Here is a 22,401-nt window from a genome sequence, read left to right on the forward strand (position 1 = left end):
ACCCGGATCAGGCGCCGATTACGGCAGCTGCGGGAGTTCCTGCTGCTGCTGGTTGGTGCAGTTCTGGTTGCTGGCGGCGCTGCAGTGGTTGCTGACCGTGCTGGCGGCGGCGGCGCGCTGCTGAGTGTTTTCCAGGCTCTGCAGCGAGAGGACCTTGTTCATTTGTGAAACTCCTTTTCGATAGTGCGGAGCGTTGATGTCGCGCCGGCCGCGGGCTCCGCGTCCGCAGGCGGCGAGTAGGGCGCCCGTGGCTAGGCCGCGGGCGAGGCGTATTCGGGCATGGGTTCGCGCTCGCGGTCGTACTCGGGCGTGGGTTCGGGTTCGGGCGCGGATACGAGCGCGAGCGGCACCGGCGCTTGCGGCAGCGGCCGCACGCCGGGTTCGATGTCCAGGCGCTGGCTGAAGCGCGCGGCCATGTCCGGTTCGTGCAGGGCGACCACGCACACCGCGTGCGAGGTTTCCTCCAGGATCAGGCGCAGCAGTTCGTCCTTGGACTGGATGTCGACGCCCGACAGCGGTTCGTCGAACAGGTACAGCGCGGCGGGCTTGCTCAGCGCCAGCAGGATCGCCAGCCGCCGCTTCTCGCCGTCGGACCAGTGCCCCGGCACTTCCTGCAAGCGCTCCAGGTTCAGGCCCAGGCGCTGCGCCAGCCCGAGCAGGCGGTCGCGGTCCAGCGGTTCGCGCGCGTCCAGCGCCAGCAGCCGGCTCGCGCTCAGATGAGGGAAGCGCGGCGGCGACAGCGCCAGGCTGATCGGCGAGGGCGTGCGCAGCTCGCCTTCGTGCTCCATGCCGTTGCCGGCGATCAGGCCGAGCAGGGTGCTTTTGCCGGCGCCGTTGGGGCCGAGCAGGATCAGGCTGCGGCCGGGTTCCACCCGCAGGTCGATCGGGCCGACGCTGCGCTGCGCGTCCAGGCGCAGCGACAGGCGCTGCAGCTCCAGCGCCTCGCCGCGCGCGTCGCGCCAGGCGTTCTCGTACCAGCGGCCGGGGGCGCGCGCGCAGAAACGTTCGAAGCGGCGGATGCGGCCGTAGTGGATCGGCAGGTTCGGCAGGCGCTCGGCGAATTCGCGCAGCGAGCCGACCAGCCGCCAGTACGAAGCGGTCAGGGCGAAGAATGCGCCGATCGAGAGCTGGGCGTAGATCACCACCATCGCCGCGGTCAGGATCACCAGCAACTCGGCGGTGGTCATCATCATCCGGGTGTCGCGGCTGACCTTGGCGCGCGACGCGCTGAGCGCATAAGCCGAGCGCTGATACGGGAGGAACCCCAGCGCGATCGAGCGGCGCACCCGCCCGAGCAGGCGGAACGGCGCGAACAGCGGCAGCGCGTCGAGGTTCTCGCTGAGCCGGGCGATGGCTTCGTTCTTGCGCCGCTCCACCCGCACCGCCGCCGTCTGGGTCGAGCCGAAATCGCGCACGGTCATGTACAGCACCAGCGGCACCAGGATCAGCAGCGGCAACACCGCGAACGGCGAGACCAGGCTGCAGAACACCAGGGCGAAAATGCCGCCGGCGAGGATGCCGATCGCTTCCAGGTCGAACTGGACCAGTTCGGTGAGCTGCGCGGGTTCGGCGTGCAGGCGGCCGAGCAGCTTGGCGCCGGCGTTGCGGTCGCGGCCGATGCGCTCGGCGTAGAGCGAGGCCGCGGCGCGGTCGATCAGCCGCGCTTGCAGCGTGTAGTGCACGCGCGCCTGCGCCAGTTGGTTCTTCCACGACAGATAGTGGACCACCGCGTAGATGCCGAGCATCGCCGCCAGCACCGCGGCGAGGCCGGCGAAGTCCTTGGCGACCAGGTGATCGACCATGAGCTTTTGCAGCAGCGGATCGCCGAACGACCAGCCGAAGGTGACCAGCAGGTGCACGGCGAAGATGCGGTACAGCGTGCGCCGCCGCCAGCGCATCTGCCGGATCGGGAAGCGGAAGCACAGCGCGATCACCCGCGCGACGTTGCCGGCCCGGCGCGTCAGGCTCACGCCGCTTCTCCGGCGGCGTACGTATCGGCGTCGAGCGCGTCGGTGGCCGTCGGGCCGGCGCCCGACACAGCGGCGCCGAACAGGGCGGCGCTGGGCAGAGCGAAATCGTGCAGCACGCGCGCCCCGCCGGAACGCGCGCGCAGCAGGCACAGGCCGACGCCGGCCGAGCCGGTGGCGAAGTCGCAGCTCAGCCGCTGGCTCAGCGCGCCGGGGAAGGCCAGGCCTTCGTCGGTGCGGGTGGCGAACAAGGCGATGCCCTGCAGGACTTCGTCGAGTTGATGGCGGAAGCGGGCTTCGCCGGTGACCAGCCACAGGTCGTGCAGGAAGTCGGCGATGCCGGCCAGCCCGTCGAGCTGGCCGACGTTGACCGAGAGCTTGCTGAAGGCCGAATGGGCCAGATCGCAGGCCACGGCGAGGTAATCCGGACGCCGGTCGAGCACGCCCATGCGCAGCAGCACGCCGCCCATGCCCGCCGCGCCGTTGGACCAGTACGGCATCAGCCGCATGTCCTTGATGTCCACGCCCCATTGCAGCCGGCCCTTGGCATCGGTGACCGCGTGCGCGAGCACGTAGTCGATGGCGAGCCGCGACAGCTCCCGACTGCGCGCGCAGTCGCCGGCGCGGGCGTATTCGGACAGGAACCAGGCGATGCCGGCGATGCCGCGCAGGTAGCCGTACTGGACCCGTTCCGCCTGGGCGCCGGTCTTCCAGTGCACGCCGTGCTCGCCTTCGATCGCGCTGCGGTGCAAATAGCCGGCGCAGTCCGCGGCCAGCGCCAGCGCGCCGCCGGCGCCGTTGCCGTGCAGCGACAACGCGGCCAGGCCGAGGCCGGCTTCGCCGGCGAACAGGTTGGCGCTGCGGTAGCGCAACGGGCTCGCCGCGGCGCGCTGCAGCAGCGCGCCGGCGATGCCGGTGCGGCCGTGCAGGCCGTGGTACGCGGCGATCCCGGCCAGGCCGCTGTACAGGCCGATCTCGCGCACCTGCTCGCCGAGCAGGCGTTCGTCGGCGAGCGCGGCGGTCAGTTCCGCCGGCAATTCGCGCCCGGCCGCCTCCAGGAACAGGGCCACGCCGGTCGCGCCGTAGGCCAGGTTCCATTTGCCGGTTTCGTAGAGGCTCGGATCGCCCGGCCACACTTCGTTGGCCGACAGGCCGCGGTAGGACGCGAGAATGAAATCGGCGATGCGCTGCGGCGCCTGCGGATCGTCGGCCAGGCGCAGCGGCTGCGGACGCGGCGCGGCCAGCGGCGCGCGCTGCAGCTTGAGTTCCTGCGGCGGGCCTTGCAACTGTTCGGCCAGGCGTTCGCAGATCGCCGTGGCGGCGTCCGGGTCGGCGCGCAGCAAGGCGTCGATGAGGTCGTAGACGTCGCCGGGCAGCCCGCTTTCGTAGACCAGCCGCTGCGCCAGCTCGCGATCGGACAGGATTCCCATCGCGGTCAGGCCCTGCAGCGGCATGATCGCCGAGAGCACGCATTTGCCGAGCGCGTACCAATCGTCTTCCGGCGCCAGCGCGCCGCGGCGCTTGCGTTCGGGGTTCTCGAAGCCCTGGGTCGCCCACAGCGTTTGCCACGACGAGCGTTCGTCGACGGCGACCACCGACTCGACGTCGATGACCTTCACCTGGTGGGTCTCGACTTCGATCAGGAAGTTGTTGGGCGAGACGTCGCCGAACATGACCCCGTGTTCGTGGCCGCTGCGGATCAGCGCGATGGCGTTGCGCGTCACCGGCACCAGCGCCCGCAGGAACGGCAACACCGGGCAGGTGCCGCGCACGAACGGGCCGAGGAAGATCTCTTCGCGGACGAAGTACTGCATCCACGTCGGCCAATCCAGGTATTCCTCGGCCAGGAAGGTGTGCTCCCATTCCTTGAACAGCGCATACGGCCTGGGCGCGATGTTCAGCGGTTCGAGCAGGCTGAGGATCGAGTATTCGTGGCTCACCGCTTCCGGCGCGGCGATGTAGCTGCCTTCCGCGCCGCGCCAGCCGGCGTGCGGGCGCGCTTCCTTGAGCACGACGGTATCGCCGGTTTCGCGGTCGACGGCGGTGTAGATCCCGCCGCTGTTGGAGAAGTAGATCGCTTCTTTAACTTCGAAACGGCCGCCCAGGTAGGGCGAATCGTCTTGCGGCTCGGGTTCGTGCTCGCGCTCGAACGGATCGGCCACCCACTCGGGCAGCTGGAACATCGGCTCGCGCTTGTCTTCGACCGCTTCGCCGTCGGGGCTTTGGATCATGTGCGCGACTTCGCCGTCCGCGCCCTGGCTTTTGACGCTGGTCAGGCCGCCGTAGCGGTAGAACACCACGCGCGAGCGCGGTACGCGCCGGTCGGTGAGGATGTAGGGGCCGTCGTAACCGATCATGGCCTCGCGCAGGCCGGCGGCGAGCGCGAGGAAGTGATCGTGATCGCGCGGGTAGACGGTGAAGAACTTGGCCGAGGCGGTGCGGGCGAAGTTCTTGGAGTTCATCATCTCCAGCAAGTGCCGGTCGGCGACGAACTTGAACCCGGCGCGCTCGCGCGCCAGCACCTCGACGACGGCGGCGACCTGCTGTCCGAGCCGGGTCAGATCCGGCGAGACGTGCAGCTTGAAGCCCTGCGCCGGCAGCGTTTCGCCGTCGGGCATGGCCTGCAGCCAGAACGACCAGCGGTGCAGGCTCCAGCCCGGACCGAGGCGTGCGGCGACGACGTCGTGCCAGTCGGACAGATGCGGGTAGGAGTCGATCGATTCGAAGAATCGCGACTTCACCATCATGTTCTGCAAATGCATGCCTCTCCCCTGAGGACTTCCGTTGCGCAACGGATCCCGCCGCGGCTCGGCGCAGCGGCGCGCCCGCGTTCCGCGGACGAAGCGATCCGGTCCGATTGTGTGTGTTGCGCTGCGCGCGAGGGCTTATCGCCGAAGGGGAGTTCGGCCGCGATCGGCAGAGGCGGAATCTTTCGCCGCTATCGATGCAAGGATGCGTTCTCGCGAACGCGGTGCCTGGTGCGCAGTGGTTTCGACGTCCTGTCTGTTGTGTCCTTGATGAACTCAGAATCGTTTGCGCGTGTATCGCTGTCAATCGTAGCGCTGTGTCTTTTATGATGTTTTTCGTGATTTTCATCGCGAATCAAGCAATGTGCGAGATCGCGCTGCGCAACACGACCGTACGTGTTTTCCAGCATGTTGCGCGCGCGAAACATCATGGCTCGCAGTGGATCAAGGCGCGCGCAACACTTGCATCGGGTGCACCCGCGATGCGCGCAGCGCCGGCGCGATGCTGGCGAGCAAGCCGGCCGACGCCAACGCCGCGAGCACCGCGGCGATGGCCAGCGGGTCGGCCGCGCTGACGCCATACAAGAAGCCCTGGATCAATCGCGACAGCGCCAGCGCCGCGATCAGGCCGATCAACAGGCCCAGGCCGACCTGCAGCGCCGCGTCCTTCAATACCAGCCGCAGCAGGCTCGCCGGTTGCGCGCCGAGCGCGGCGCGCACGCCGAACTCGTGCTGGCGCGCGCCGACCACGACCGAGGTCACCGCGTACAGGCCGATCGACGCGAGCAGCAGCGCGATCGCCGCGAACACGCCGACCAGCAGCAGCGCGAGGCGTTGCTGGTCGGTCGTGCCGGCGACCACCGCGTCCATGCCGCGCACGTTGGCGATGGGCTGGTCCGCGTCGATCTCGGCCATGGCCGCGCGCAGCTGCGGCTCGTAGGTCTGCGGCGCGCCGGCCACGCGCAGCGCGTAGTTGAGCGGGGCGAAATCGCGCAGGGTGGTCCACACCTCGTCGGAAATCTGCGCCAGCGGCACGTACACCACCGGCGGCGGCGCTTCGCCGGGGCCGTACTGGCGCACGTCGCCGACCACGCCGACGATGCGCATCGCCACCGTGCGTTCGCCGCGGTCGGGTCCGTGCAGGATCTGTCCGAGCGGATTGCCGCTGAGATAGCGCTGGGCGAAGGACTCGCTGACCAGGCACACCGGCTCGCCGCCGGCGCGGTCGCGATCGTCCAGGCCGCGTCCGGCGCGCAGCGGGACGCGCAGCGCGTCGAGGAAGCCGGCGCTGACCGGCCGGTACTGCGGCCCGATCTGGCGGCCGTCGGCGAGGCCCACCGGCATGTTGAGCTGCGAGCCGGTCGGCAGGTTGGTCGAGGCGCCGACCGCCTGCACCCCGGGCAGCCGCGCCAGCCGTTCGAGGAAGCGCCGGGTCTGCCGCTCGACCGCGGCGGTGTCGGGATACAGCGTCTTCACCGGCGACAGGCTGAAGGTCAGCACCGGCGCCGCGTCGAAGCCCATCGGCGTGGTCGCCAGCGAATAGAGATTGCGCGAGAACAGCGCGGCCGCGGTCAGCAGCACCACCGCGATGGCGATCTGCGCGACCACCAGCGCGCGGCCCAGGCGACCGGCCGCGCGGCTCCAGCCGCCGCGGCCGCCGCCGACCAGCTCATGGGCGAGGTTGGCGCCGCGTCCGCGCCAGACGCCGAACAACGCCGCCAGCGAAGCGACCGACAGCGCGGTGACCGCCGCGAACAGCCACGACAGCGCGGTGAAGCGGACCTGCGCGCCGCGCAGCCATTCCGGCGGCACCAGCGCCGCCATCAGGGTCAGCGCGACCCAGGCCAGGGCCACGCCGATCAGCGCGCCGAGCGCGCCGATCAGCGCGCCCTCCATCAGCGCCGGCAGGACCAGGCGCGAGGTCGGCGCGCCCATCGCCGCGCGCACTGCGGTCGCGTGGCTGCGGGCGATCGCGCGCAGCGCCATCAGGTTGGTCAGGTTGATCGCCACGATCAGCAGCACGCAGGCGGCGGCGCCGGCGAACAGCAGCAGGGTCGCGCCGGACGTGCTGGTGAAACTGTGCTTGAGCGGCTGCGCGTCGAAGCGCTGGTCGGCGAAATTGCGGTAGGCGTTCTCGCCGATCGCCGCGCGGCGTTCGTTCAGCGCAGCCTTGATCGAGGCGTCGGCCTGGACGCTGAGCGCGCCGGCGTCGACGCCCTCGCGCATGCGCGCGACCAGGAACTCGTTGGTCGCCGCCGACTCGGGATTCGACGGCAGCTGCATCGGCAGCATCAGGTCGAACGCGATCGGCCATTGGAAATCGGCGGGCAGGATGCCGACCACGGTCGCCGGGCGGCCTTCCAGGCGCAGGGTGCGGTTGAGCAGGCCCGGATCGCCGCCGAAGTGGCCGATCCAGAACGCGTGGCTGACGATGACCGCGGCCGGCCCGTTCTTGCGGTCTTCTTCGGCGCTGAAGTTGCGGCCCATCGCCAGCGGCTGGCCGAGGGTGTCGAGAAAGCCGCGGTCGGCGCTGACCGTCGCGGCCACCACCGGCGCCTGTCCGCTGGAGAGGTTGGTGGTGGAGCGGTAGCCGGTGATCAATCCGGCCGAACGCAGCTGCGGCAGCTCGCGCAGGCGCGCGAACAGCAGCGGCGAGGCGACGTTGGTGCCGTCGCCCTGGGCCGCGCCGAGGGTGACCAACTGCTGCGATTGCGGGAACGGCAACGGCCGCAGCAAGGCCTGGTCGATCAGCGAGAACACCGCGGCGGTGGTGGCCACGCCCAGCGCGAGCGTCGCCGCGGCCAGGGTCAGGTAAGCGGGGCGGCGCAGCAGCGCGCGCCAGGTCTGCCAGGCTTCGGCGATCGCCACGTCGGCTTTCATCGCGCGCGCCTCAGGCTTCGGCCAACGCCGGCATGGCGTCGTAGTGGTGGCGCAGGCGTTCGAAGGCGTCTTCGTCGACGATCTTGCCGTCGAGCATGTGCACGATGCGCTGCGCGCGCTGGGCGAAGGACGCGTCGTGGGTGACCATGCACAAGGTGGCGCCGGCGCGGTGCAGTTGCTCCAGCAGTTGCACCACCGCCTCGCCGTTGCGGCTGTCGAGGTTGCCGGTGGGTTCGTCGGCGAGCAGGATCGCCGGCTGCCCCGCCAGCGCGCGCGCCACCGCCACGCGCTGTTGCTGGCCGCCGGACAGCTGGCCGGGGTAGTGCTGCAGGCGGTGGCTCATGCCGACCAGGTCCAGCGCCTCGCGCACCTGGCGCTTGCGCTGGGCCTTGTCGATGTCGTCGCGGTAGGTCAGCGGCAGCTCGACGTTCTCCTCGACGCTCAGATCGGCGATCAGGTTGAACGACTGGAAGATGAAGCCGATCTGGCGGTTGCGGATGCGCGCGCGCTCGGCGTTGCCCAGTTCGGTCACATCGCGTCCCTGCAGCCAGTACTGGCCGCCGTCGGCGCCGTCGAGCAGGCCCAGCAACGACAGCAGGGTCGACTTGCCGCAGCCGGACGGGCCGGTGATGGCGACGAAATCGCCGCGCGCGATCTCCAGCGAGACCTGCGACAGGGCGTGGGTCTCCAGTTCGTCGGTGTGGAACACCTTCTGCAGCGCCTGCAGGCGGATCAGCGGCTCGGACGGGCGGTCGTGCGATTGGGCCACGGGGACAACTCCGGTTAGCGGATGCGAAGGGCTTCGAACTGGTTCCACTGGCTGGTGTCGGACAGGATCACGCGGTCGCCGTTGCGCAGGCCGGCGAGCACCGCGATGCGGTCGCTCGACGCCGCGCCGTAGGTCACGCTGGTGCGCCGCGCCACGTCCGCGCCGGCGGGCAGCACGAACAGGCTGGACACGCTGTTGGGCGCGGCCAGCGGCGGCCGGCCGATGCTGACCACGTCCTTCTGCAGCCCGAGCACGATGCGGCCGTCCACCGACAGGTCCGGGCGCGCGCCGGGCGGCAGCTTGGACGCCAGTTCCACGTCGATGGCGACGCTGCCGTCGCGCACCGCCGGGTCGATCCGGCCGATGCGGCCTTCGACCACGCCGTTGTGGGTATCGATGTTGACCGGCAGGCCGAGCACCAGGTCCTTGGCCTGGACCTCCGGCACGCTGAGCCGGGCCAGCAGCGCTTCCGGCCGCGCGACCCGCGCCAGGTTGGCGCCGGCGGCGACCTGTTGGCCGGGTTCGGCGACCACCTGTTGCAGGATGCCGGAGATGCCGGCGACGACCACCAGCGAGGCGGCCTCCTGGCGGGCGATCTCCAGCGCGCTGCGGGCGCCGTCGCGCTGGGCCTCGGACGCGCGGATCTGCGCCTGCACGTTCTGCCGGAACGCGGCGGAGCGCTTGCGCTGGATCTCCAGCAACTGCCGGTTCTGGTCGGCGGTGATCGTGGCCTGGCGCGCTTCCAGCCGCGAGATCACGCCCTTCTGTTCGCCGAGCACCGAGGCGTCGGCCTTCATCTGGTTGATCCGGAAGGTCGACTCGGCCTCGGCCAGGGTCGACTCATGGTCGAGCAGTTCGGAGGTCAGCGCGGTGCGCTTGGCGGCGACGTCGGCCTCGGCGCCGGCCAGCGCCGCCTCGGCCTTGCCGAGGTTGGCGGCGGCGGCCGGATTGAACAGGCGCAGCACCACGGTGTCGGGTTCCACCCGCGCGCCGGGCAGCACCACCACCTGTTGCACGGTGGCGGTGGTGCCGGCGGTGATCCAGCGGATGTCCTTGGGCACCAGGGTGCCGCTGGCGCGGATCTCGACCTGCATCGGCCCGCGCCGGGCGTCGTCGATCCACACCTGGGTGCGGGCCACGCTCGGCATGGCCTGGCCGAGGCTCCACAGCGCCGCCACGGCGCACAGCGCCAGCGCCGCGGCGGCGGCCAGCGCGAGGCGGTGGCGTTTCCAGAACGGGCGGCGGGCGGCGGGCGACTTGGCGATGTCCATGCGGGGTTCCACGCAAGGAGCGTGCCAGCGCCGATGAACGTCTAAGTGTCTGATCCTGTGTGGGAGCGACACCGCGACCGTCCGGAATCGGACATCGCACCGTCCGTTTGCGGTCGCGCCCGCTACGGTCGCGGCCGCCGCCGGGCCGGTGCCGCGCCGCTCATGCCGCCCACAGCGGCAGTTCCAGTTCGGCCACCGCGCCGTCGTGGCCGTCGTCGCGGTTGCGCAGGCTCAGCCGGCCGCCCTGCGCTTCCACGATCTGCCGCGACAGCACCAGGCCGATGCCGGAGCCCTCGGGCTTGGTGGTGAAGAAGGGCACGAACAGATTGTCGCTGGCCGGCAGCCCGTGGCCGCGGTCGAGGATGCGCACCAGCGCGCGTCCGTCCTCGGCGCTCCAGCGCACCCGGATCTCGTCCTCGCCGCCGGCCTCGGCGGCGTTGCGCAACAGGTTGATCAGCGCCTGCTGCAACTGATCGCGGTCGGCGCGCACGCACAGGTCGTCGCCCTCGTCCAGGACGATGCGCGCGCCGCAGCGGTCCAGCAGCGCGGCCGCATCGGTGCAGGCCGCGCGCAGCGACACCGCGTGCGGCTGCGGGCGCGGCAGCCGCGCCAGCGCGGCGTAGCCGGCGATGAAGCGCTGCAGCGACTGCGCGCGCTCGCCGATCAGGCGCAGGCCGGCGCGGACGTCGTCGCCGGCGTCGCCGCGTTCGATCAGCCGTTGCAGGGTGTCGGCCAGCGAGATGATCGGGGTCATCGAATTGTTGATCTCGTGGCCGAGCACCCGCAGCAGGCGTTCGAACGCCTGCGTTTCTTCCTCGCGCAGGGCCTGCTCGATCGGCTGCACCACCAGCAGGTGGCCGGCCAGGCTGCGGCTGCGCAGCGGGCTGTGGGTGATCTGCCAGCGCCCGCCGCGGGCCGGGAACTCGTACGCGCGCACCCGGCTGGCCGGGGCTTCGGGGTCGGCGCGCATGAGCTCGCCCAGGCCCAGTTCGCTCCAGGTGCGGCCGACCAGCGCGGTCGCGTCGGCGCCGAGCAGGCGCGCGCCGGCCGGATTGATCAGCTTCAGCCGGCCGTCGGCCTCGAAGGTCAGCACCGCGCCGTCCAGGCCGGCCAGGGTCTTGCTGAGCAGTTGCAGGGTTTCGTGCAGGTCGTGGCGTTCGCGCTGCAGGTGGTCGGCCAGGGCGTTGAGGGTGGCGGCGAGCTCGGCGTAGCCGCCGGGGCCGGCGGGCGGCCGCACGCGCACGCCGTAGTCGCCGTCGCGCAGCGCGTCGGCGAGGGTGCCGAGCGTGCGCAGGCGGTGCGGTTCGCGCGGGCGCAGGCTCAACGCGATCGTCGCGGTGAGCGCCAGCACCAGCGCCATCAGCGCCGCGCCGACGAACCCGTCGGGGCGCCCGGCGATCAGCACCAGGCCCAGCGCCGCCAGCGCGGGCGAGGCGATCGCGGCGGCGGCGAGCAGGGCGCGCGAACGCATCGGGTCAGCGCTCTTCCGGCGCGCTCAGGCCGTGCTTTTCCAGCCGCCGGTATAGGCTCTGGCGGGTGATGCCGAGCTGGTCGGCGGCGCGCTGCAGGTTGCCGCCGTGGCGCTCCAGCGCTTGCCGGATCAGGCGCGCTTCGGCCTGTTCCAGGGTGATCCGGCTCCAATCCGGCTCGTCGCCGTCGGCGCCGCCGCCGCCGCGCAACTGCAGCTCGGCCGCGTCCAACTGCGCGCCGCGCGCGAGCAGCGCGGCGCGTTCCATCGCGTGGGCCAGCTCGCGCACGTTGCCCGGCCACGGGTAGCGTAGCAGCGCGCGTTCCGCCGCCGCGCTCAGCGCCGGCGGCTCGCGCCGGTAACGGGCCGCGGCCTGGGCCAGGTACAGGCGCGCCAGCGGCACGATGTCGGCGTCGCGCTCGCGCAGCGGCGGCAGGGTGATCTCGAAAGTGTTCAGGCGGTACAGCAGGTCCTGGCGGAAGCGGCTCTCGCGCACCTCGTGGGCCAGGTCGAGGTTGGTCGCCGCGATCAGGCGGACATCGGCGCGCTGGGTGCGCGAGGAGCCCACGCGCTCGAACTCGCCGTCCTCGACCACGCGCAGCAGCGCCGCCTGCTGCGCCGCCGGCACGGTGCCGATCTCGTCGAGGAACAGGCTGCCGCCGTCGGCCAGCTCGAAGCGGCCGGCGCGCTCGGATTTGGCGTCGGTGTAGGCGCCGCGGACGTGGCCGAACAGTTCCGATTCGAACACGCCCGGCGCCAGCGCGCCGACGTTGACCTTGACGAACGCGCGCGCCGCGCGCGGCGACCACTCGTGCAGCTTCTGCGCGATCAGGGTCTTGCCGGTGCCGTTCTCGCCCAGCAGCAGCACGTTGGCGTCGGTGCCGGCGATGCGCCGCAGCGATTCGACCGCCGCGCGCATGCTCGGCGATTCGGCCACGAACTCGCCGTCGTGCGCCAGCAGCAGCGTCTGCGCCGCGCTCAGGCGCTGTTCGTTGAGATGGCTGCGGTGCAGCGCGATCTGGGTCGCCAGCACTTGCAGCAGGCGCACGTTGCTCCACGGTTTCTCGATGAAGTCGGCCGCGCCCACGCGCATCGCCTCCACCGCCAGGCCGACGCTGGCCCAGGCGGTCATCGCCAGCACCGGCAGCTGCGGCGCCGCCGCGCGCAGGCGCGCGATCAGCTGCAGGCCCTCGCCGCCGGAGGTGGTGTCGCGGCGGTAGTTCATGTCGACGATCGCGGCGGCGTACTGCGCGCTTTCGATCCGGGCCGCGGCCTCGTCCGGCGAGGCCGCGATGTCGGCCTGGTAATCGTCGGAGACCAGCAGCAGGCGCAGCGCCTGGGCGACGTCGGCGTCGTCCTCGACGATCAGCACGCGCCGCGGCGGCGCTGCGCGCGCCGGCTTGCGTGGGCTGTGGCTGACCGCTGCGTCGTCCATGGGCCGGTGGTCGGTGGAAGGGGCGGAATGCGCCGCGCCGCGATGCGCGAGCGACGGCCCAGCATGCCCTGTCGCTGCGCGGATGGCGAGCGCGCCGCCGCTGCCCAAGCGCGCGCGCGCGTGCCATGCTTTGCCGATATGTCCGTCCCGCATCCGCTCAGCGCCACCAGCTACGCCGCCCGCATCGCCTTCGTGGTCGAGCTGGCCGAACGCCTGCACAGCTACGGCACCACCGCGCAGCGGCTGGAGGGGGCGGTCACCTCGGTGGCGCAGAAGCTGCGGCTGGAGTGCGAGCCCTGGTCCAATCCGACCGGGCTGATCCTGACCTTCAGCGACCCGCAGCGGCCGATGGGCGACAGCGACACCACCCGGGTCATCCGCCTGCCGCCGGGCGAGAACGATCTGTACCGGCTCAGCGAGACCGACCGCATCGCCGAGGACGTGATGGCCGGGCGCCTGGACCTGGCCGCCGGCCACGCCGCGTTGGAAGCGCTGGACCGCCCGCGCACGCGCCGCTGGCGGGCGATGCAGGTGTTCGGCTACGGCCTGGCCGCCGGCGCGGTGGCGGCGTTGCTGCGGCTGCCGTGGCTGGACATCGGCGTGGCCGCGGTCAACGGCCTGATGATCGGCCTGCTGGTCGACGTGTCCGGCCAGCGCCCGCGCCTGCGCGAGGCGCTGGAGGCCATCGCCGGCATGTTCGCGGCGGCGGCGGTGGTGCTGGTGGCCAACTTCGTCGCCCCGCTGAACCAGAACACGGTGATCATCGCGTCGCTGATCGTGCTGTTGCCGGGTATGGCGCTGACCAACGCGGTCAACGAACTGACCAGCCAGCACCTGGTGTCGGGCACCGCGCGTTTCGCCGGTGCGGTGACGACGGTGGTGAAACTCGCGGTGGGCACGGTGATCGGCCTGTACCTGGCCGACCTGGTCGGCCTGGAACCGGTGGTGCGCGCGTGGCGGCCGCAGGACGGCTGGGTCGAATGGGCCGGGCTGGCGGTGGCCTCGTACGCGTTCGCGGTGTTGTTCCGCGCCCATCGCGCCGATTATCCCAAGGTCATGGCCGCGGCCGCCGGCGGTTATCTGATCTCGCGTTTCGTCGGCCTGGCCTGGGGCAGTCCGGCGGGAATCTTCCTGGCCGCGCTGGTCATGACCGCGCTGGGCAACGCCTACGCGCGCTGGGGCAACCGGCCCGGCGCGATCCTGCGCGTGCCCGGCATCATCTTGCTGGTGCCCGGCAGCGTCAGCCTGCGCGGGCTGCTGAACATGCTGCAGCAGCAGGACGTGCAGGTCGGGCAGGACGCGGTGCTGGCGGTGGTGAATATCCTGCTGGCGCTGATCGCGGGATTGATATTCGGGAATCTGTTGTTGCCGTCGCGGCGGAATCTGTAGCGCGATGGGGGATCGTGCGCGTTGATTCGTCTCGGATCGGGCGGCGTGTTCGAAAAAGACGAGAGCAAATGAAAACGCCGGCTCGAGGCCGGCGGTTTCGGGGGATTTTGCTTTTCAGTCCCGATTACTTGATCAGGAAGTCTTCCAGCTTCTTGCCCTGGGCGGTGTACGCCGCCAGCCAGCGCGGCTGCTTGCCGCGGCCGGTCCAGGTTTCGCCGGTATTGGCCGGGTTGCGGTACTTCGGCGCGACCTTGCCCAGCGGCTTGCGCGCCTTGCGCGCGGCCGGGGCGGCGCTCTTGGCGGCCTTGGCCGGACGGCCGGCGCGCGCGGCGGGAGCGGCGCCGCCGAACAGTTCTTCCAGGGCGTAGCCTTCGGCCTTGAGCAGGGCGACGACTTTCTTGCGCACCGCGGCCAGCGGTTTGCGCTTGTTGAGGGTGGTCTTGCGCTTCTTGGCCTGGCTGATCAGATTTTCCAGTTCTTTCGCGGACAACGCAGAGATGTCGATCGTCATGGAGCCTCCGGGAGTATGGTCGGAATAACGGCCAGTCCCTGGCGCGCGGCAGCATAGTAAAGGCAGGGCCGGGGCGGCGTAAATGCCGAACGGGATATTGCCCGGCATATTTAACAGGTGGCGCGCGGTATTCCTCGGCGCCGGCATGGGGGTAAATCCAGGCGCCGGCGGCGGTGGGCGCGAGAGCGCGCGGGTGCTGGAAACGCAGCGCACCAGTGGGCGGGCGGCGGCTTGGGGCGAGGCGAGGCGGGCCGAAGCGGGCTGAATCCGCGGCGGCGGCATTGCTGCGGCGCGGTATGCCGCGGTTATGGCGGTTGGATTTCGCACAACGCGACCGCGGTTATCTAAATCGGGCACGAAACCTGCTTGGGCGAGCCGGGCCGGGTTCGGTCGCGGCCGAACCCGGTCGCGTCCGGCGGGCGCCGGGAAAATCCCCGGCGCCGCGGCGGACTCAGGCGCCGGCGCCGATCCGCGCCAGCACCGCGGCGCGGTCGAGATTCTCCGCCGCATCGCTGCGGCGGTGGCGGTATTCGAAACTGCCGGCGGCCAGGCCGCGCTCGGACACCACCACGCGGTGCGGAACGCCGATCAGCTCCATGTCGGCGAACATCGCGCCGGGGCGCAGGCCGCGGTCGTCCAGGGCGGCGTCGACGCCGGCCTTGAGCAGGTCCTGGTACAGCGCCTGCGCCGCCTCGGCCACGCCGGCATCGTTCTTGGGATTGATCACGCACACCACCGCCTGCCACGGCGCCATCGCCTCGGGCCAGGCGATGCCGGCGTCGTCGAAGTTCTGCTCGATCGCCGCGGCGACGATGCGCGACACGCCGATGCCGTAGCAGCCCATCGCCGGCGTCGCGGCCTTGCCGGTTTCGTCGAGCACGGTCAGTTTCATCGCCTCGGCGTACTTGCGGCCCAGCTGGAACACGTGGCCGACCTCGATGCCGCGGGCGATGCCGAGCGTGCCGCGGCCGTCGGGCGAGGGATCGCCGGCGACCGCGTTGCGGATGTCGGCGATCTCGTCCGGCTCGGCCAGATCGCGGCCCCAGTTGACCCCGGCGAGGTGGTAGCCGTTGTCGTTCGCGCCGACCACGAAGTCGGCCATCGCCGCAACGCTGCGGTCGGCGACGATACGGATCGCGCGCACCGGCTTGACCGGCCCCAGGAAACCCGGCTGCGCGCCGAGGTGTTCGAGGATTTCCGCTTCCGTGGCGAGGCGATACTCGGCCAGGCCGGCGAGCTTGGACAGCTTGATCTCGTTGACCACGTGGTCGCCGCGCACCAGCGCCAGCGCGAACTGCGCCGCGCCGTCGGCGTCGACGCCCACGATCGCCACCGACTTGACCGTGCGCTGCAGGTCGATGCCGAGCAGCGCGGCGACGTCCTCGCAGGTCTTCTGCACCGGCGTTTCGACCTTGCGCAGGTCCTCGGCCGCGGCCGCGCGCGGGCCCGGCGAGACCGCCTCGGCCAGTTCGACGTTGGCGGCGTAGTCGGAGCCGTCGGAGAAGGCGATCGCGTCCTCGCCCGAATCGGCCAGCACGTGGAACTCGTGCGAAGCGCTGCCGCCGATCGCGCCGGTGTCGGCGAACACGGCGCGGAACTTCAGCCCCAGGCGGGTGAAGATGCGGCCGTAGGTGTCGTACATGTTGCGGTATTCGCGGCCCAGGTCCTCATCGCTGAGATGGAAGGAGTAGGCGTCCTTCATCAGGAACTCGCGCGCGCGCATCACCCCGAAGCGCGGGCGGATCTCGTCGCGGAACTTGGTCTGGATCTGGAAGAAGTTCACCGGCAGCTGCTTGTAGCTGGCCAGTTCGTTGCGGGCGAAATCGGTGATGACCTCTTCGTGGGTCGGCCCGACGCAGTACCACGCCTCCTTGCGGTCCTTGACCTTGAGCAGCTGGCCGCCGAATTTCTCCCAGCGGCCGGTTTCCTCCCACAGCTCGCGCGGCTGCACCGCCGGCATCAGCACCTCGATCGCGCCGGCCGCCGCCATCTCCTCGCGCACCGCGCGCTCGACCTTGCGCAGCACGCGCAGGCCCAGCGGCGACCAGGTGTACAAGCCGGCGGCGAGCTTGCGGATCATGCCGGCCTTGAGCATCAGCTTGTGGCTGACGATCTCGGCTTCGGCGGGCGTTTCCTTGCTGGTGTGGAGGTGGAACTGCGACAGGCGCATCGGTCGGGATTCGTGGGCTGGGAAAGGGCGACAGTGTGCCACGCGCGCGGCGCGGGCTGCCGCGGCCGGCCGGCGTGGGCGCCGACGGCTCGCGCAGCGCGCGGCGGAAAGACCACGTCGCCGGGGTTCGGGGCCGTGCAAGAGGCCGCGGCCGGCGGCGGGCGAAAAAAAACCGCCGCGCGAGGCGGCGGTCTGCGGCGGCGAGGCGCGCGCCGGGCGCGCCCCGCGGCCCGGGTCAGGCCTTGGGTTCGCCCGTTTGCCCGGCGGCGGCCGGCGCCGGCGTGCAGTAGGCGCGGATCGAGGCCTCGGCCAACTGCACCTGGGCGGCGCGCTGCTGCGCGTCGAGCGCGCTGTCGGGCTTGCCGTCGCCGTCGTTGTCCACGCCGACCTGGGCCGAGCTCTGCAACTGCTTGAGGTTGGCGCGCGCGGACGTGCACTGGCTGTTCTCGGCCGGCGCGCTGGCGGCGGCGGTCTGGCTCGGGGTGCCGCTCTTGTTGCGGATCACCCGGTTCTTGACCTGGCCGCTGCCGGACTGGGCCGGCGGGGGCGAGTCGGAATAGTGGGTGACGCCCTGGGCGTCCTTCCACTGGTACAGGTCGGTGGCGGCGGCCGGGAAGGCCGTCAGGGCGGCCAGGATGGCGCCCAGGCCCAGCGCCGGCAGGGCGCGACGGGCGGAAATGCGGGACGTGCGGGACATGGATGGCTCCGGAAGCGGGGCAGCGGAACGTCGGAAAACGCGGACCAGGCCGCGGTACGGCGGGGGGAAACGGAATTGCAGCATCCTGCCATGACGACGGCAAGCGCTACACTTCCCAGTTATGGAACCCCAACCCACGCCCCGCCCGCGCGGACGCGGCATCTACCTGCTGCCCAATCTGTTCACCACCGGCGGCATGTTCGCCGGTTTCTACGCGATCATCGCCGCCACCCAGGGCCGCTTCGACGAGGCCTGCGTGGCGATCTTCGTCGCCGCCATCCTCGACGGCGTGGACGGCCGGGTCGCCCGGCTGACCAACACCCAGAGCGAATTCGGCGTGCAGTACGACTCGCTCGCCGACCTCATCAGCTTCGGCCTGGCGCCGGCGCTGGTGATGTACCACTGGGCGCTGGAGGCGACCAAGCTCGACGGGGTCATCCCCGGCAAGATCGGCTGGGTCGGCGCCTTCCTCTACGCCGCCTGCGCGGCGCTGCGCCTGGCCCGGTTCAATTCCCAGGTCGGCCAGGTCGACAAGCGCTGGTTCATCGGCCTGGCCAGCCCGGCCGCGGCCGGGCTGGTGGCGAGCTTCGTGTGGACCTGCCACAGCTTCGACCTGTCCGGCGAGGAACTGCGCTACGCCGCGCTCGCGGTGACCGTGCTCGCCGGCCTGCTGATGGTCAGCCGGGTGCGCTACGTCAGCTTCAAGGGCAGCGGCCCGCGCAACGACCGGGTGCCGTTCCTGGCGATCCTGGTGGTGGTGGCGGTGCTGGTGGCGATCGCCATCGACCCGCCGCGGGTGCTGCTGGCGATCTTCGCGCCCTATGCCTTGTCCGGGCCGGTGCAGGCGCTCTGGCGCCGGCTGCGGCGCACGCCGGAAACGCCGTCGCCGCCGGCCGGCGGAGCGGGGGCGGCATGAGCGGGCTGTGGGACGCGCAGCAGCGCGAGTGGCTGCAGGCGATGGGCTACTCGGTGCTGGCCCTGGCCGGCGACGAGCCGACTGCGCCGTCCCGCGACGCAGGCGAGGACGCGCGCGCAAGCGAGCGCGATCGCGCCGCGGCCCGCGCCCCGAACGAGACGCCGAACCGCGGCGCGCCCTGCGCCGACCGGCGCGCGGACGAACGCGGCGAACCGGCGCGCGGCGATGGCGGACGCGCGAACGCCGGCGCACAGGGACAGCGCAACCAGGGCGCCGAGAGCGCGCTGCTGCGCAACCTGCTGCGTGCCGCCCGGCGCGCATCGGGCGACCCCGAGGTGCAGGCCCTGTTCGATCCGGACGCCCTGCGCGCGCCCGCCGCCAAGCGCGCGCTGTGGCCGCGCCTGCGCGCGCTGCGCCGGGGCGCGCGCGGATGAGCGCGCTGGCGCCGGACCTGGAGGACGCCAGCGCCGCGCCGACCGGACTGCGGCCGATGCGCGAGGACGACCTCGACGCGGTCCACGCCATCGAGATCCGCGCCTACGAATTCCCCTGGACCCCGGGCATCTTCCGCGACTGCCTGCGCGCGGACTATCCGTCCTGGGTGCTGACCGACGCCGGCCGCGTGATCGGCTATTTCCTGATGAGCGTGGCCGCCGGCGAGGCGCACGTGCTCAACGTCTGCGTCGCGCCCGAAGCGCACGGCCGCGGCCACGGCCGCCGGCTGCTGCGCGCGCTGCTGCGCATCGCCCGCGGCCGCGGCGCCGAGCGGGTGTTCCTGGAAGTGCGCCCGTCCAACCCCGGCGCGATCGCGCTGTACCACAGCGAAGGTTTCAACGAGATCGGCCGCCGCCCGCGCTACTACCCGGCCCGCGGCGGGCGCGAGGACGCGCTGGTGATGGCGATCGAATTGCTCGCGCAGGAGTGAGCGGCCGTTGGGGGAGGGTCCTGCGGGCTCGATGTTTCGTGGGAGGGCCTTCAGGCCCGATGCTTTTGTGTCGGGTCGCCGAGCGCTGATCGGAAGGCGTCGGGGCTGAAGCCCCTCCCACAAGAGCGAGTCCCGGGCTCCGACGCCGCCCGGCGGGCGTGGGAGGGTCTTCAGGCCCGATGCTTTTGTGTCGGGTCGCCGGGCGCTGATCGGAAGGCATCGGGGCTGAAGCCCCTCCCACAAGAGCGAGTCCCGGGCTCCTGGGTCGCTTGGCTGGTCGTGGGAGGGCCTTCAGGCCCGACGCTCTTGTGTCCGGTCGCTGCGCAAGGCAGAAAGCCGACCGCCGGACGCATACGAAAAAGCCGCGACCAAGTCGCGGCTTTTTCGTCGATCCCAAACGCCCGGACTCAGTCCAGCTTGCGCCGCTGCGCCGCCAGTTCTTCCAGCATCGCGGTCCAGTCGACCAGGCGCTTGCGCTCCTGTTCCACCACCGCCGGCGGCGCGTTCTGCACGAAGGTGTCGCTGGCGAGCTTGGCCTTGCACTTGTCGATCTCGCCGGCCACGCGCTTGCTTTCCTTGTCCAGGCGCACGCGCTCGGCGTCGAGCTTCTCCGCCGGCAGCGGCACCAGCAGGGTCAGTTCGCCGACCACCGCCGCCGCGGCCGGCGGTGCGGACGCCGCGTCCTCGACGAACTCGATCCGGTCGAGCTTGTTGAGGAAGCGCAGCTGCGAGGCGAAGCGCGCGCTGCGCTCGCGATCGCTGGCGTCGCCCTTGGCCAGCAGCAGCGAGACCGCGTCGGACGGCTTGACGTTGAGCTCGCTGCGCACCTTGCGCAGCGCCGACACCATCGCCTTGAGCCACTCCACGTCGGCCTCGGCCTGGGCATCGCCGCCGGCGATGTCGGCGGCGCGCGGGTACGGCCGCAGCATCACCGTCGCCTCGTCCAGGCCGAGCTTGGGCGCGATCTGCTGCCACAGTTCGTCGGTCACGAACGGAATCAGCGGGTGCAGCAGCGACAGCAGCCGTTCGAGCACGTACAGCAGGGTGTGGCGGGTGCTGTCGGCGGCGGCGCGGTCCTCGCCCTGCAGCGCCGGCTTGGACAGTTCGACGAACCAGTCGCAGTAGGCGTTCCAGGCGAATTCGTACAGGCTCTGGGCGAGCAGGTCGAAGCGGTAGGCGGCGAAGTGGGCCTGCGCCTCGTCCGCGGTCTTGGCCAGCTGCGCCAGGATCCAGCGCTCGGCGTCGGTCCTGGGCTGCGGCGCGCCGGAGAAGCTCGCGCCCTCGGTGTTCATCAGCACGAAGCGGGTGGCGTTCCACAGCTTGTTGCAGAAGTTCTTGTAGCCCTCGGCGCGGCCGAGGTCGAACTTGATGTCGCGGCCGTGGGTGGCCAGCGCGGCGATGGTGAAGCGCAGCGCGTCGGCGCCGAACGCCGGGATGCCTTCGGGGAATTCGCGGCGCGTGGCCTTTTCGATCTTCTCGGCCATCTTCGGCTGCATCAGGCCCGAGACGCGCTTGGCGACCAGGTCCTCGAGCGGGATGCCGTCGATCAGGTCGAGCGGATCGAGCACGTTGCCCTTGGACTTGGACATCTTCTGCCCGTCCTTGTCGCGCACCAGGCCGTGCATGTACACGTCCTTGAACGGCACCACGCCGACGAAGTGGTCGGTCAGCATGATCATGCGCGCGACCCAGAAGAAGATGATGTCGAACCCGGTGACCAGCACGCTGGTCGGCAGGTAGCGCTCGAAACCGCGCGCGCCCATCGCCGCCTCGTCCGGCCAGCCCTGGGTGCTGAACGGCCACAGGCCCGAGGAGAACCAGGTCTCCAGCACGTCGTTGTCCTGGCGCAGCGCGACGTCCGCGCCGAGTCCGGCGCGCGCGCGCGCGTCGGCTTCGTCGCGGCCGACGTAGATCGCGCCGGCGTCGTCGTACCACGCCGGAATGCGGTGGCCCCACCACAACTGGCGGCTGATGCACCAGTCCTGGATGTTCTCCATCCAGTGGCGGTAGGTGTTGATCCAGTTGCCCGGAACGAAGCGCACCTCGCCCTTTTCCACGATTTCCAGGCCGCGCGCGGCCAGGCCGTCCATCTTCACGAACCACTGGTCGGTCAGGTAGGGCTCGATCACCTGGTTGGTGCGGTCGCCGCGCGGCACTTGCAGCTTGTGGTCCTTGGTCTCGACCAGCAGGCCCAGCGCCTCTAGGTCGGCGAGCACCGCCTTGCGCGCGTCGAAACGGTCCAGGCCGACGTACTTCGCCGGCGCGTTGCCGTTGACCTTCGCGTCGAGGGTGAAAATGTTGATCAGCGGCAGGTTGTGGCGCTGGCCGACCGCGTAGTCGTTGAAGTCGTGCGCCGGGGTGACCTTGACCACGCCGGTGCCGAACTCGCGGTCGACGTAGGCGTCGGCGATGACCGGAATCTCGCGCTCGCTCAGCGGCAGCTTCACGGTCTTGCCGATCAGGTGCGCGTAGCGCTCGTCGTCGGGGTGGACCATGACCGCGGTGTCGCCGAGCATGGTTTCCGGACGCGTGGTGGCGACCACCAGCGTCGCGCTGCCGTCGCTGAGCGGATAGGAGATCGACCACAGGAAGCCGTTCTCTTCCTCGTTGACGACTTCCAGGTCGGAGATCGCGGTCTTCAGCACCGGGTCCCAGTTGACCAGGCGCTGGCCGCGGTAGATCAGGCCCTGCTCGTGCATGCGCACGAACGCCTCGACCACCGCGTTGGACGCGATCGGGTCCATCGTGAACATCGAGCGCGACCAGTCGCCGGACGCGCCGAGGCGGCGCATCTGCCGCTCGATGGTGCCGCCGGAGTGCTGCTTCCACTCCCACACCTTCTCGATGAAGCCCTCGCGGCCGAGGCCGTCGCGGGTCAGCCCTTCCTGGCCGAGATTGCGCGCCACCACCATCTCGGTGGCGATGCCGGCGTGGTCGGTGCCCATCTGCCACAAGGTGTCGCAGCCGAGCATGCGGTGGTAGCGGATCAGCGCGTCCTGCAGGGTGTGCTGGAACGCGTGGCCCATGTGCAGGGTGCCGGTGACGTTCGGCGGCGGCAGCAGGATGGTGTAGGCCGGCCCCTCGCCGCGCGGCTTGAATACGCCGCTGCTTTCCCACTGTTCGTACAGGCGGGCTTCGAACTGTTTGGGATCGTAGCTGGACTCGAGGGACATAGGGTCAGGGCAGGCAATGAAAGGAATGGGAAAGGCGGGGACAGCGCGAGCGGGGAAATCGTTAGGTCGAAGGTGAGGGCGAA

General features: G+C 71.1%; 18 protein-coding genes. 4 read left to right on the plus strand and 14 right to left on the minus strand.

Features of this window, described 5'->3' with window-relative positions; translation table 11 throughout:
- Positions 1–18 precede the first annotated feature (18 nt).
- The 8 genes from JHW41_RS05145 to JHW41_RS05180 all read right to left on the minus strand — a co-directional run bounded on the left by JHW41_RS05145 (position 19) and on the right by JHW41_RS05180 (position 12,537).
- Entirely contained in the window at positions 19–162 is a 144-nt protein-coding gene (locus JHW41_RS05145; protein WP_157490432.1) for a class III lanthipeptide, read from the minus strand.
- A gap of 89 nt (positions 163–251) precedes the next feature.
- On the minus strand, positions 252–1,970 hold the full coding sequence (locus JHW41_RS05150) for an ATP-binding cassette domain-containing protein (RefSeq protein WP_250449244.1): 1,719 nt from the start codon (positions 1,968–1,970) through the stop codon (positions 252–254).
- On the minus strand, positions 1,967–4,729 hold the full coding sequence (gene lanKC, locus JHW41_RS05155) for a class III lanthionine synthetase LanKC (protein WP_250449245.1): 2,763 nt from the start codon (positions 4,727–4,729) through the stop codon (positions 1,967–1,969). Before lanKC ends, JHW41_RS05150 begins: the two co-directional genes overlap by 4 nt.
- A 429-nt stretch (positions 4,730–5,158) precedes the next feature.
- Positions 5,159–7,594: an ADOP family duplicated permease gene (locus JHW41_RS05160; protein ID WP_250449246.1), complete on the minus strand. Its 2,436-nt coding sequence runs from the start codon at positions 7,592–7,594 to the stop codon at positions 5,159–5,161.
- 10 nt (positions 7,595–7,604) lie between these two features.
- Positions 7,605–8,330 (minus strand): ABC transporter ATP-binding protein, encoded by a 726-nt coding sequence (locus tag JHW41_RS05165; protein WP_425606404.1) that lies wholly within the window; start codon positions 8,328–8,330, stop codon positions 7,605–7,607.
- A gap of 47 nt (positions 8,331–8,377) precedes the next feature.
- A complete protein-coding gene (locus JHW41_RS05170; RefSeq protein ID WP_250449247.1) occupies positions 8,378–9,634 on the minus strand; it encodes an efflux RND transporter periplasmic adaptor subunit in 1,257 nt (418 codons plus the stop codon).
- Positions 9,635–9,794: 160 nt separating this feature from the next.
- Positions 9,795–11,105 (minus strand): sensor histidine kinase, encoded by a 1,311-nt coding sequence (locus tag JHW41_RS05175; RefSeq protein ID WP_250449248.1) that lies wholly within the window; start codon positions 11,103–11,105, stop codon positions 9,795–9,797.
- 4 nt (positions 11,106–11,109) lie between these two features.
- Positions 11,110–12,537, minus strand: a complete 1,428-nt coding sequence (locus tag JHW41_RS05180) for a sigma-54-dependent transcriptional regulator (RefSeq protein ID WP_250449249.1) — start codon at positions 12,535–12,537, stop codon at positions 11,110–11,112.
- Positions 12,538–12,675: 138 nt separating this feature from the next.
- Between JHW41_RS05180 and JHW41_RS05185 the strand changes: the two genes are divergently transcribed.
- A complete protein-coding gene (locus tag JHW41_RS05185; protein ID WP_057948868.1) occupies positions 12,676–13,926 on the plus strand; it encodes a threonine/serine ThrE exporter family protein in 1,251 nt (416 codons plus the stop codon).
- A gap of 124 nt (positions 13,927–14,050) precedes the next feature.
- Here JHW41_RS05185 and JHW41_RS05190 read toward each other — a convergent pair whose 3' ends face one another.
- From JHW41_RS05190 to JHW41_RS05200, 3 genes are all read right to left on the minus strand, one after another.
- Positions 14,051–14,437: an H-NS family nucleoid-associated regulatory protein gene (locus tag JHW41_RS05190; RefSeq protein ID WP_057948867.1), complete on the minus strand. Its 387-nt coding sequence runs from the start codon at positions 14,435–14,437 to the stop codon at positions 14,051–14,053.
- Between the two features lie 451 nt (positions 14,438–14,888).
- Positions 14,889–16,607, minus strand: coding sequence for a proline--tRNA ligase (locus JHW41_RS05195; RefSeq protein ID WP_250449250.1), 1,719 nt, complete (start codon positions 16,605–16,607; stop codon positions 14,889–14,891).
- 235 nt (positions 16,608–16,842) lie between these two features.
- Positions 16,843–17,304, minus strand: coding sequence for a DUF4124 domain-containing protein (locus JHW41_RS05200; protein ID WP_078996018.1), 462 nt, complete (start codon positions 17,302–17,304; stop codon positions 16,843–16,845).
- A gap of 121 nt (positions 17,305–17,425) precedes the next feature.
- On the opposite strand from JHW41_RS05200, the gene pssA reads away from it, so the two are divergent.
- Genes pssA through rimI form a run of 3 tightly spaced genes read left to right on the plus strand, consistent with a single transcriptional unit; the run spans position 17,426 to position 19,145 of the window.
- Positions 17,426–18,220 carry a CDP-diacylglycerol--serine O-phosphatidyltransferase gene (gene pssA / locus JHW41_RS05205; RefSeq protein ID WP_078996017.1) on the plus strand — a complete coding sequence of 265 codons (795 nt, stop codon included), beginning with the start codon at positions 17,426–17,428 and terminating at the stop codon, positions 18,218–18,220.
- Positions 18,217–18,654 (plus strand): hypothetical protein, encoded by a 438-nt coding sequence (locus JHW41_RS05210; RefSeq protein ID WP_250449251.1) that lies wholly within the window; start codon positions 18,217–18,219, stop codon positions 18,652–18,654. The genes pssA and JHW41_RS05210 overlap by 4 nt, the downstream gene beginning before the upstream one ends.
- Positions 18,651–19,145 carry a ribosomal protein S18-alanine N-acetyltransferase gene (rimI, locus tag JHW41_RS05215; protein WP_250449252.1) on the plus strand — a complete coding sequence of 165 codons (495 nt, stop codon included), beginning with the start codon at positions 18,651–18,653 and terminating at the stop codon, positions 19,143–19,145. Before JHW41_RS05210 ends, rimI begins: the two co-directional genes overlap by 4 nt.
- Here the strand turns inward: rimI and JHW41_RS26420 are convergent.
- Genes JHW41_RS26420 through JHW41_RS05220 form a run of 3 tightly spaced genes read right to left on the minus strand, consistent with a single transcriptional unit; the run spans position 19,051 to position 22,318 of the window.
- Positions 19,051–19,365 (minus strand): DUF6053 domain-containing protein, encoded by a 315-nt coding sequence (locus JHW41_RS26420; protein WP_428995456.1) that lies wholly within the window; start codon positions 19,363–19,365, stop codon positions 19,051–19,053. The two genes, rimI and JHW41_RS26420, sit on opposite strands and share 95 nt — an antisense overlap.
- The gene (locus JHW41_RS26425) at positions 19,316–19,498 is read right to left on the minus strand and encodes a DUF6053 domain-containing protein (protein ID WP_428995457.1); all 183 of its coding nucleotides are present in this window, start codon (positions 19,496–19,498) and stop codon (positions 19,316–19,318) included. The genes JHW41_RS26420 and JHW41_RS26425 overlap by 50 nt, the downstream gene beginning before the upstream one ends.
- Before the next feature lie 54 nt (positions 19,499–19,552).
- Positions 19,553–22,318 carry a valine--tRNA ligase gene (locus tag JHW41_RS05220; protein WP_250449253.1) on the minus strand — a complete coding sequence of 922 codons (2,766 nt, stop codon included), beginning with the start codon at positions 22,316–22,318 and terminating at the stop codon, positions 19,553–19,555.
- Positions 22,319–22,401 lie beyond the last annotated feature (83 nt).

Source organism: Lysobacter enzymogenes, from assembly GCF_023617245.1.
Classification (GTDB): Bacteria; Pseudomonadota; Gammaproteobacteria; order Xanthomonadales; family Xanthomonadaceae; genus Lysobacter; species Lysobacter yananisis.

Bases quoted from the DNA above. Each gene is read 5' to 3' on its own strand.
- JHW41_RS26425 (WP_428995457.1), bottom strand. From the start codon at position 19,498: ATGCGTCCGGCGGTCGGCTTTCTGCCTTGCGCAGCGACCGGACACAAG.
- JHW41_RS05195 (WP_250449250.1), bottom strand. From the start codon at position 16,607: ATGCGCCTGTCGCAGTTCCACCTCCACACCAGCAAGGAAACGCCCGCC.
- JHW41_RS05185 (WP_057948868.1), top strand. From the start codon at position 12,676: ATGTCCGTCCCGCATCCGCTCAGCGCCACCAGCTACGCCGCCCGCATC.
- JHW41_RS05200 (WP_078996018.1), bottom strand. From the start codon at position 17,304: ATGTCCCGCACGTCCCGCATTTCCGCCCGTCGCGCCCTGCCGGCGCTG.
- JHW41_RS05220 (WP_250449253.1), bottom strand. From the start codon at position 22,318: ATGTCCCTCGAGTCCAGCTACGATCCCAAACAGTTCGAAGCCCGCCTG.
- JHW41_RS05210 (WP_250449251.1), top strand. From the start codon at position 18,217: ATGAGCGGGCTGTGGGACGCGCAGCAGCGCGAGTGGCTGCAGGCGATG.
- JHW41_RS05160 (WP_250449246.1), bottom strand. From the start codon at position 7,594: ATGAAAGCCGACGTGGCGATCGCCGAAGCCTGGCAGACCTGGCGCGCG.
- JHW41_RS05145 (WP_157490432.1), bottom strand. From the start codon at position 162: ATGAACAAGGTCCTCTCGCTGCAGAGCCTGGAAAACACTCAGCAGCGC.
- JHW41_RS26420 (WP_428995456.1), bottom strand. From the start codon at position 19,365: ATGCCTTCCGATCAGCGCCCGGCGACCCGACACAAAAGCATCGGGCCT.
- JHW41_RS05190 (WP_057948867.1), bottom strand. From the start codon at position 14,437: ATGACGATCGACATCTCTGCGTTGTCCGCGAAAGAACTGGAAAATCTG.
- pssA (WP_078996017.1), top strand. From the start codon at position 17,426: ATGGAACCCCAACCCACGCCCCGCCCGCGCGGACGCGGCATCTACCTG.
- JHW41_RS05170 (WP_250449247.1), bottom strand. From the start codon at position 9,634: ATGGACATCGCCAAGTCGCCCGCCGCCCGCCGCCCGTTCTGGAAACGC.
- lanKC (WP_250449245.1), bottom strand. From the start codon at position 4,729: ATGCATTTGCAGAACATGATGGTGAAGTCGCGATTCTTCGAATCGATC.
- rimI (WP_250449252.1), top strand. From the start codon at position 18,651: ATGAGCGCGCTGGCGCCGGACCTGGAGGACGCCAGCGCCGCGCCGACC.
- JHW41_RS05175 (WP_250449248.1), bottom strand. From the start codon at position 11,105: ATGCGTTCGCGCGCCCTGCTCGCCGCCGCCGCGATCGCCTCGCCCGCG.
- JHW41_RS05180 (WP_250449249.1), bottom strand. From the start codon at position 12,537: ATGGACGACGCAGCGGTCAGCCACAGCCCACGCAAGCCGGCGCGCGCA.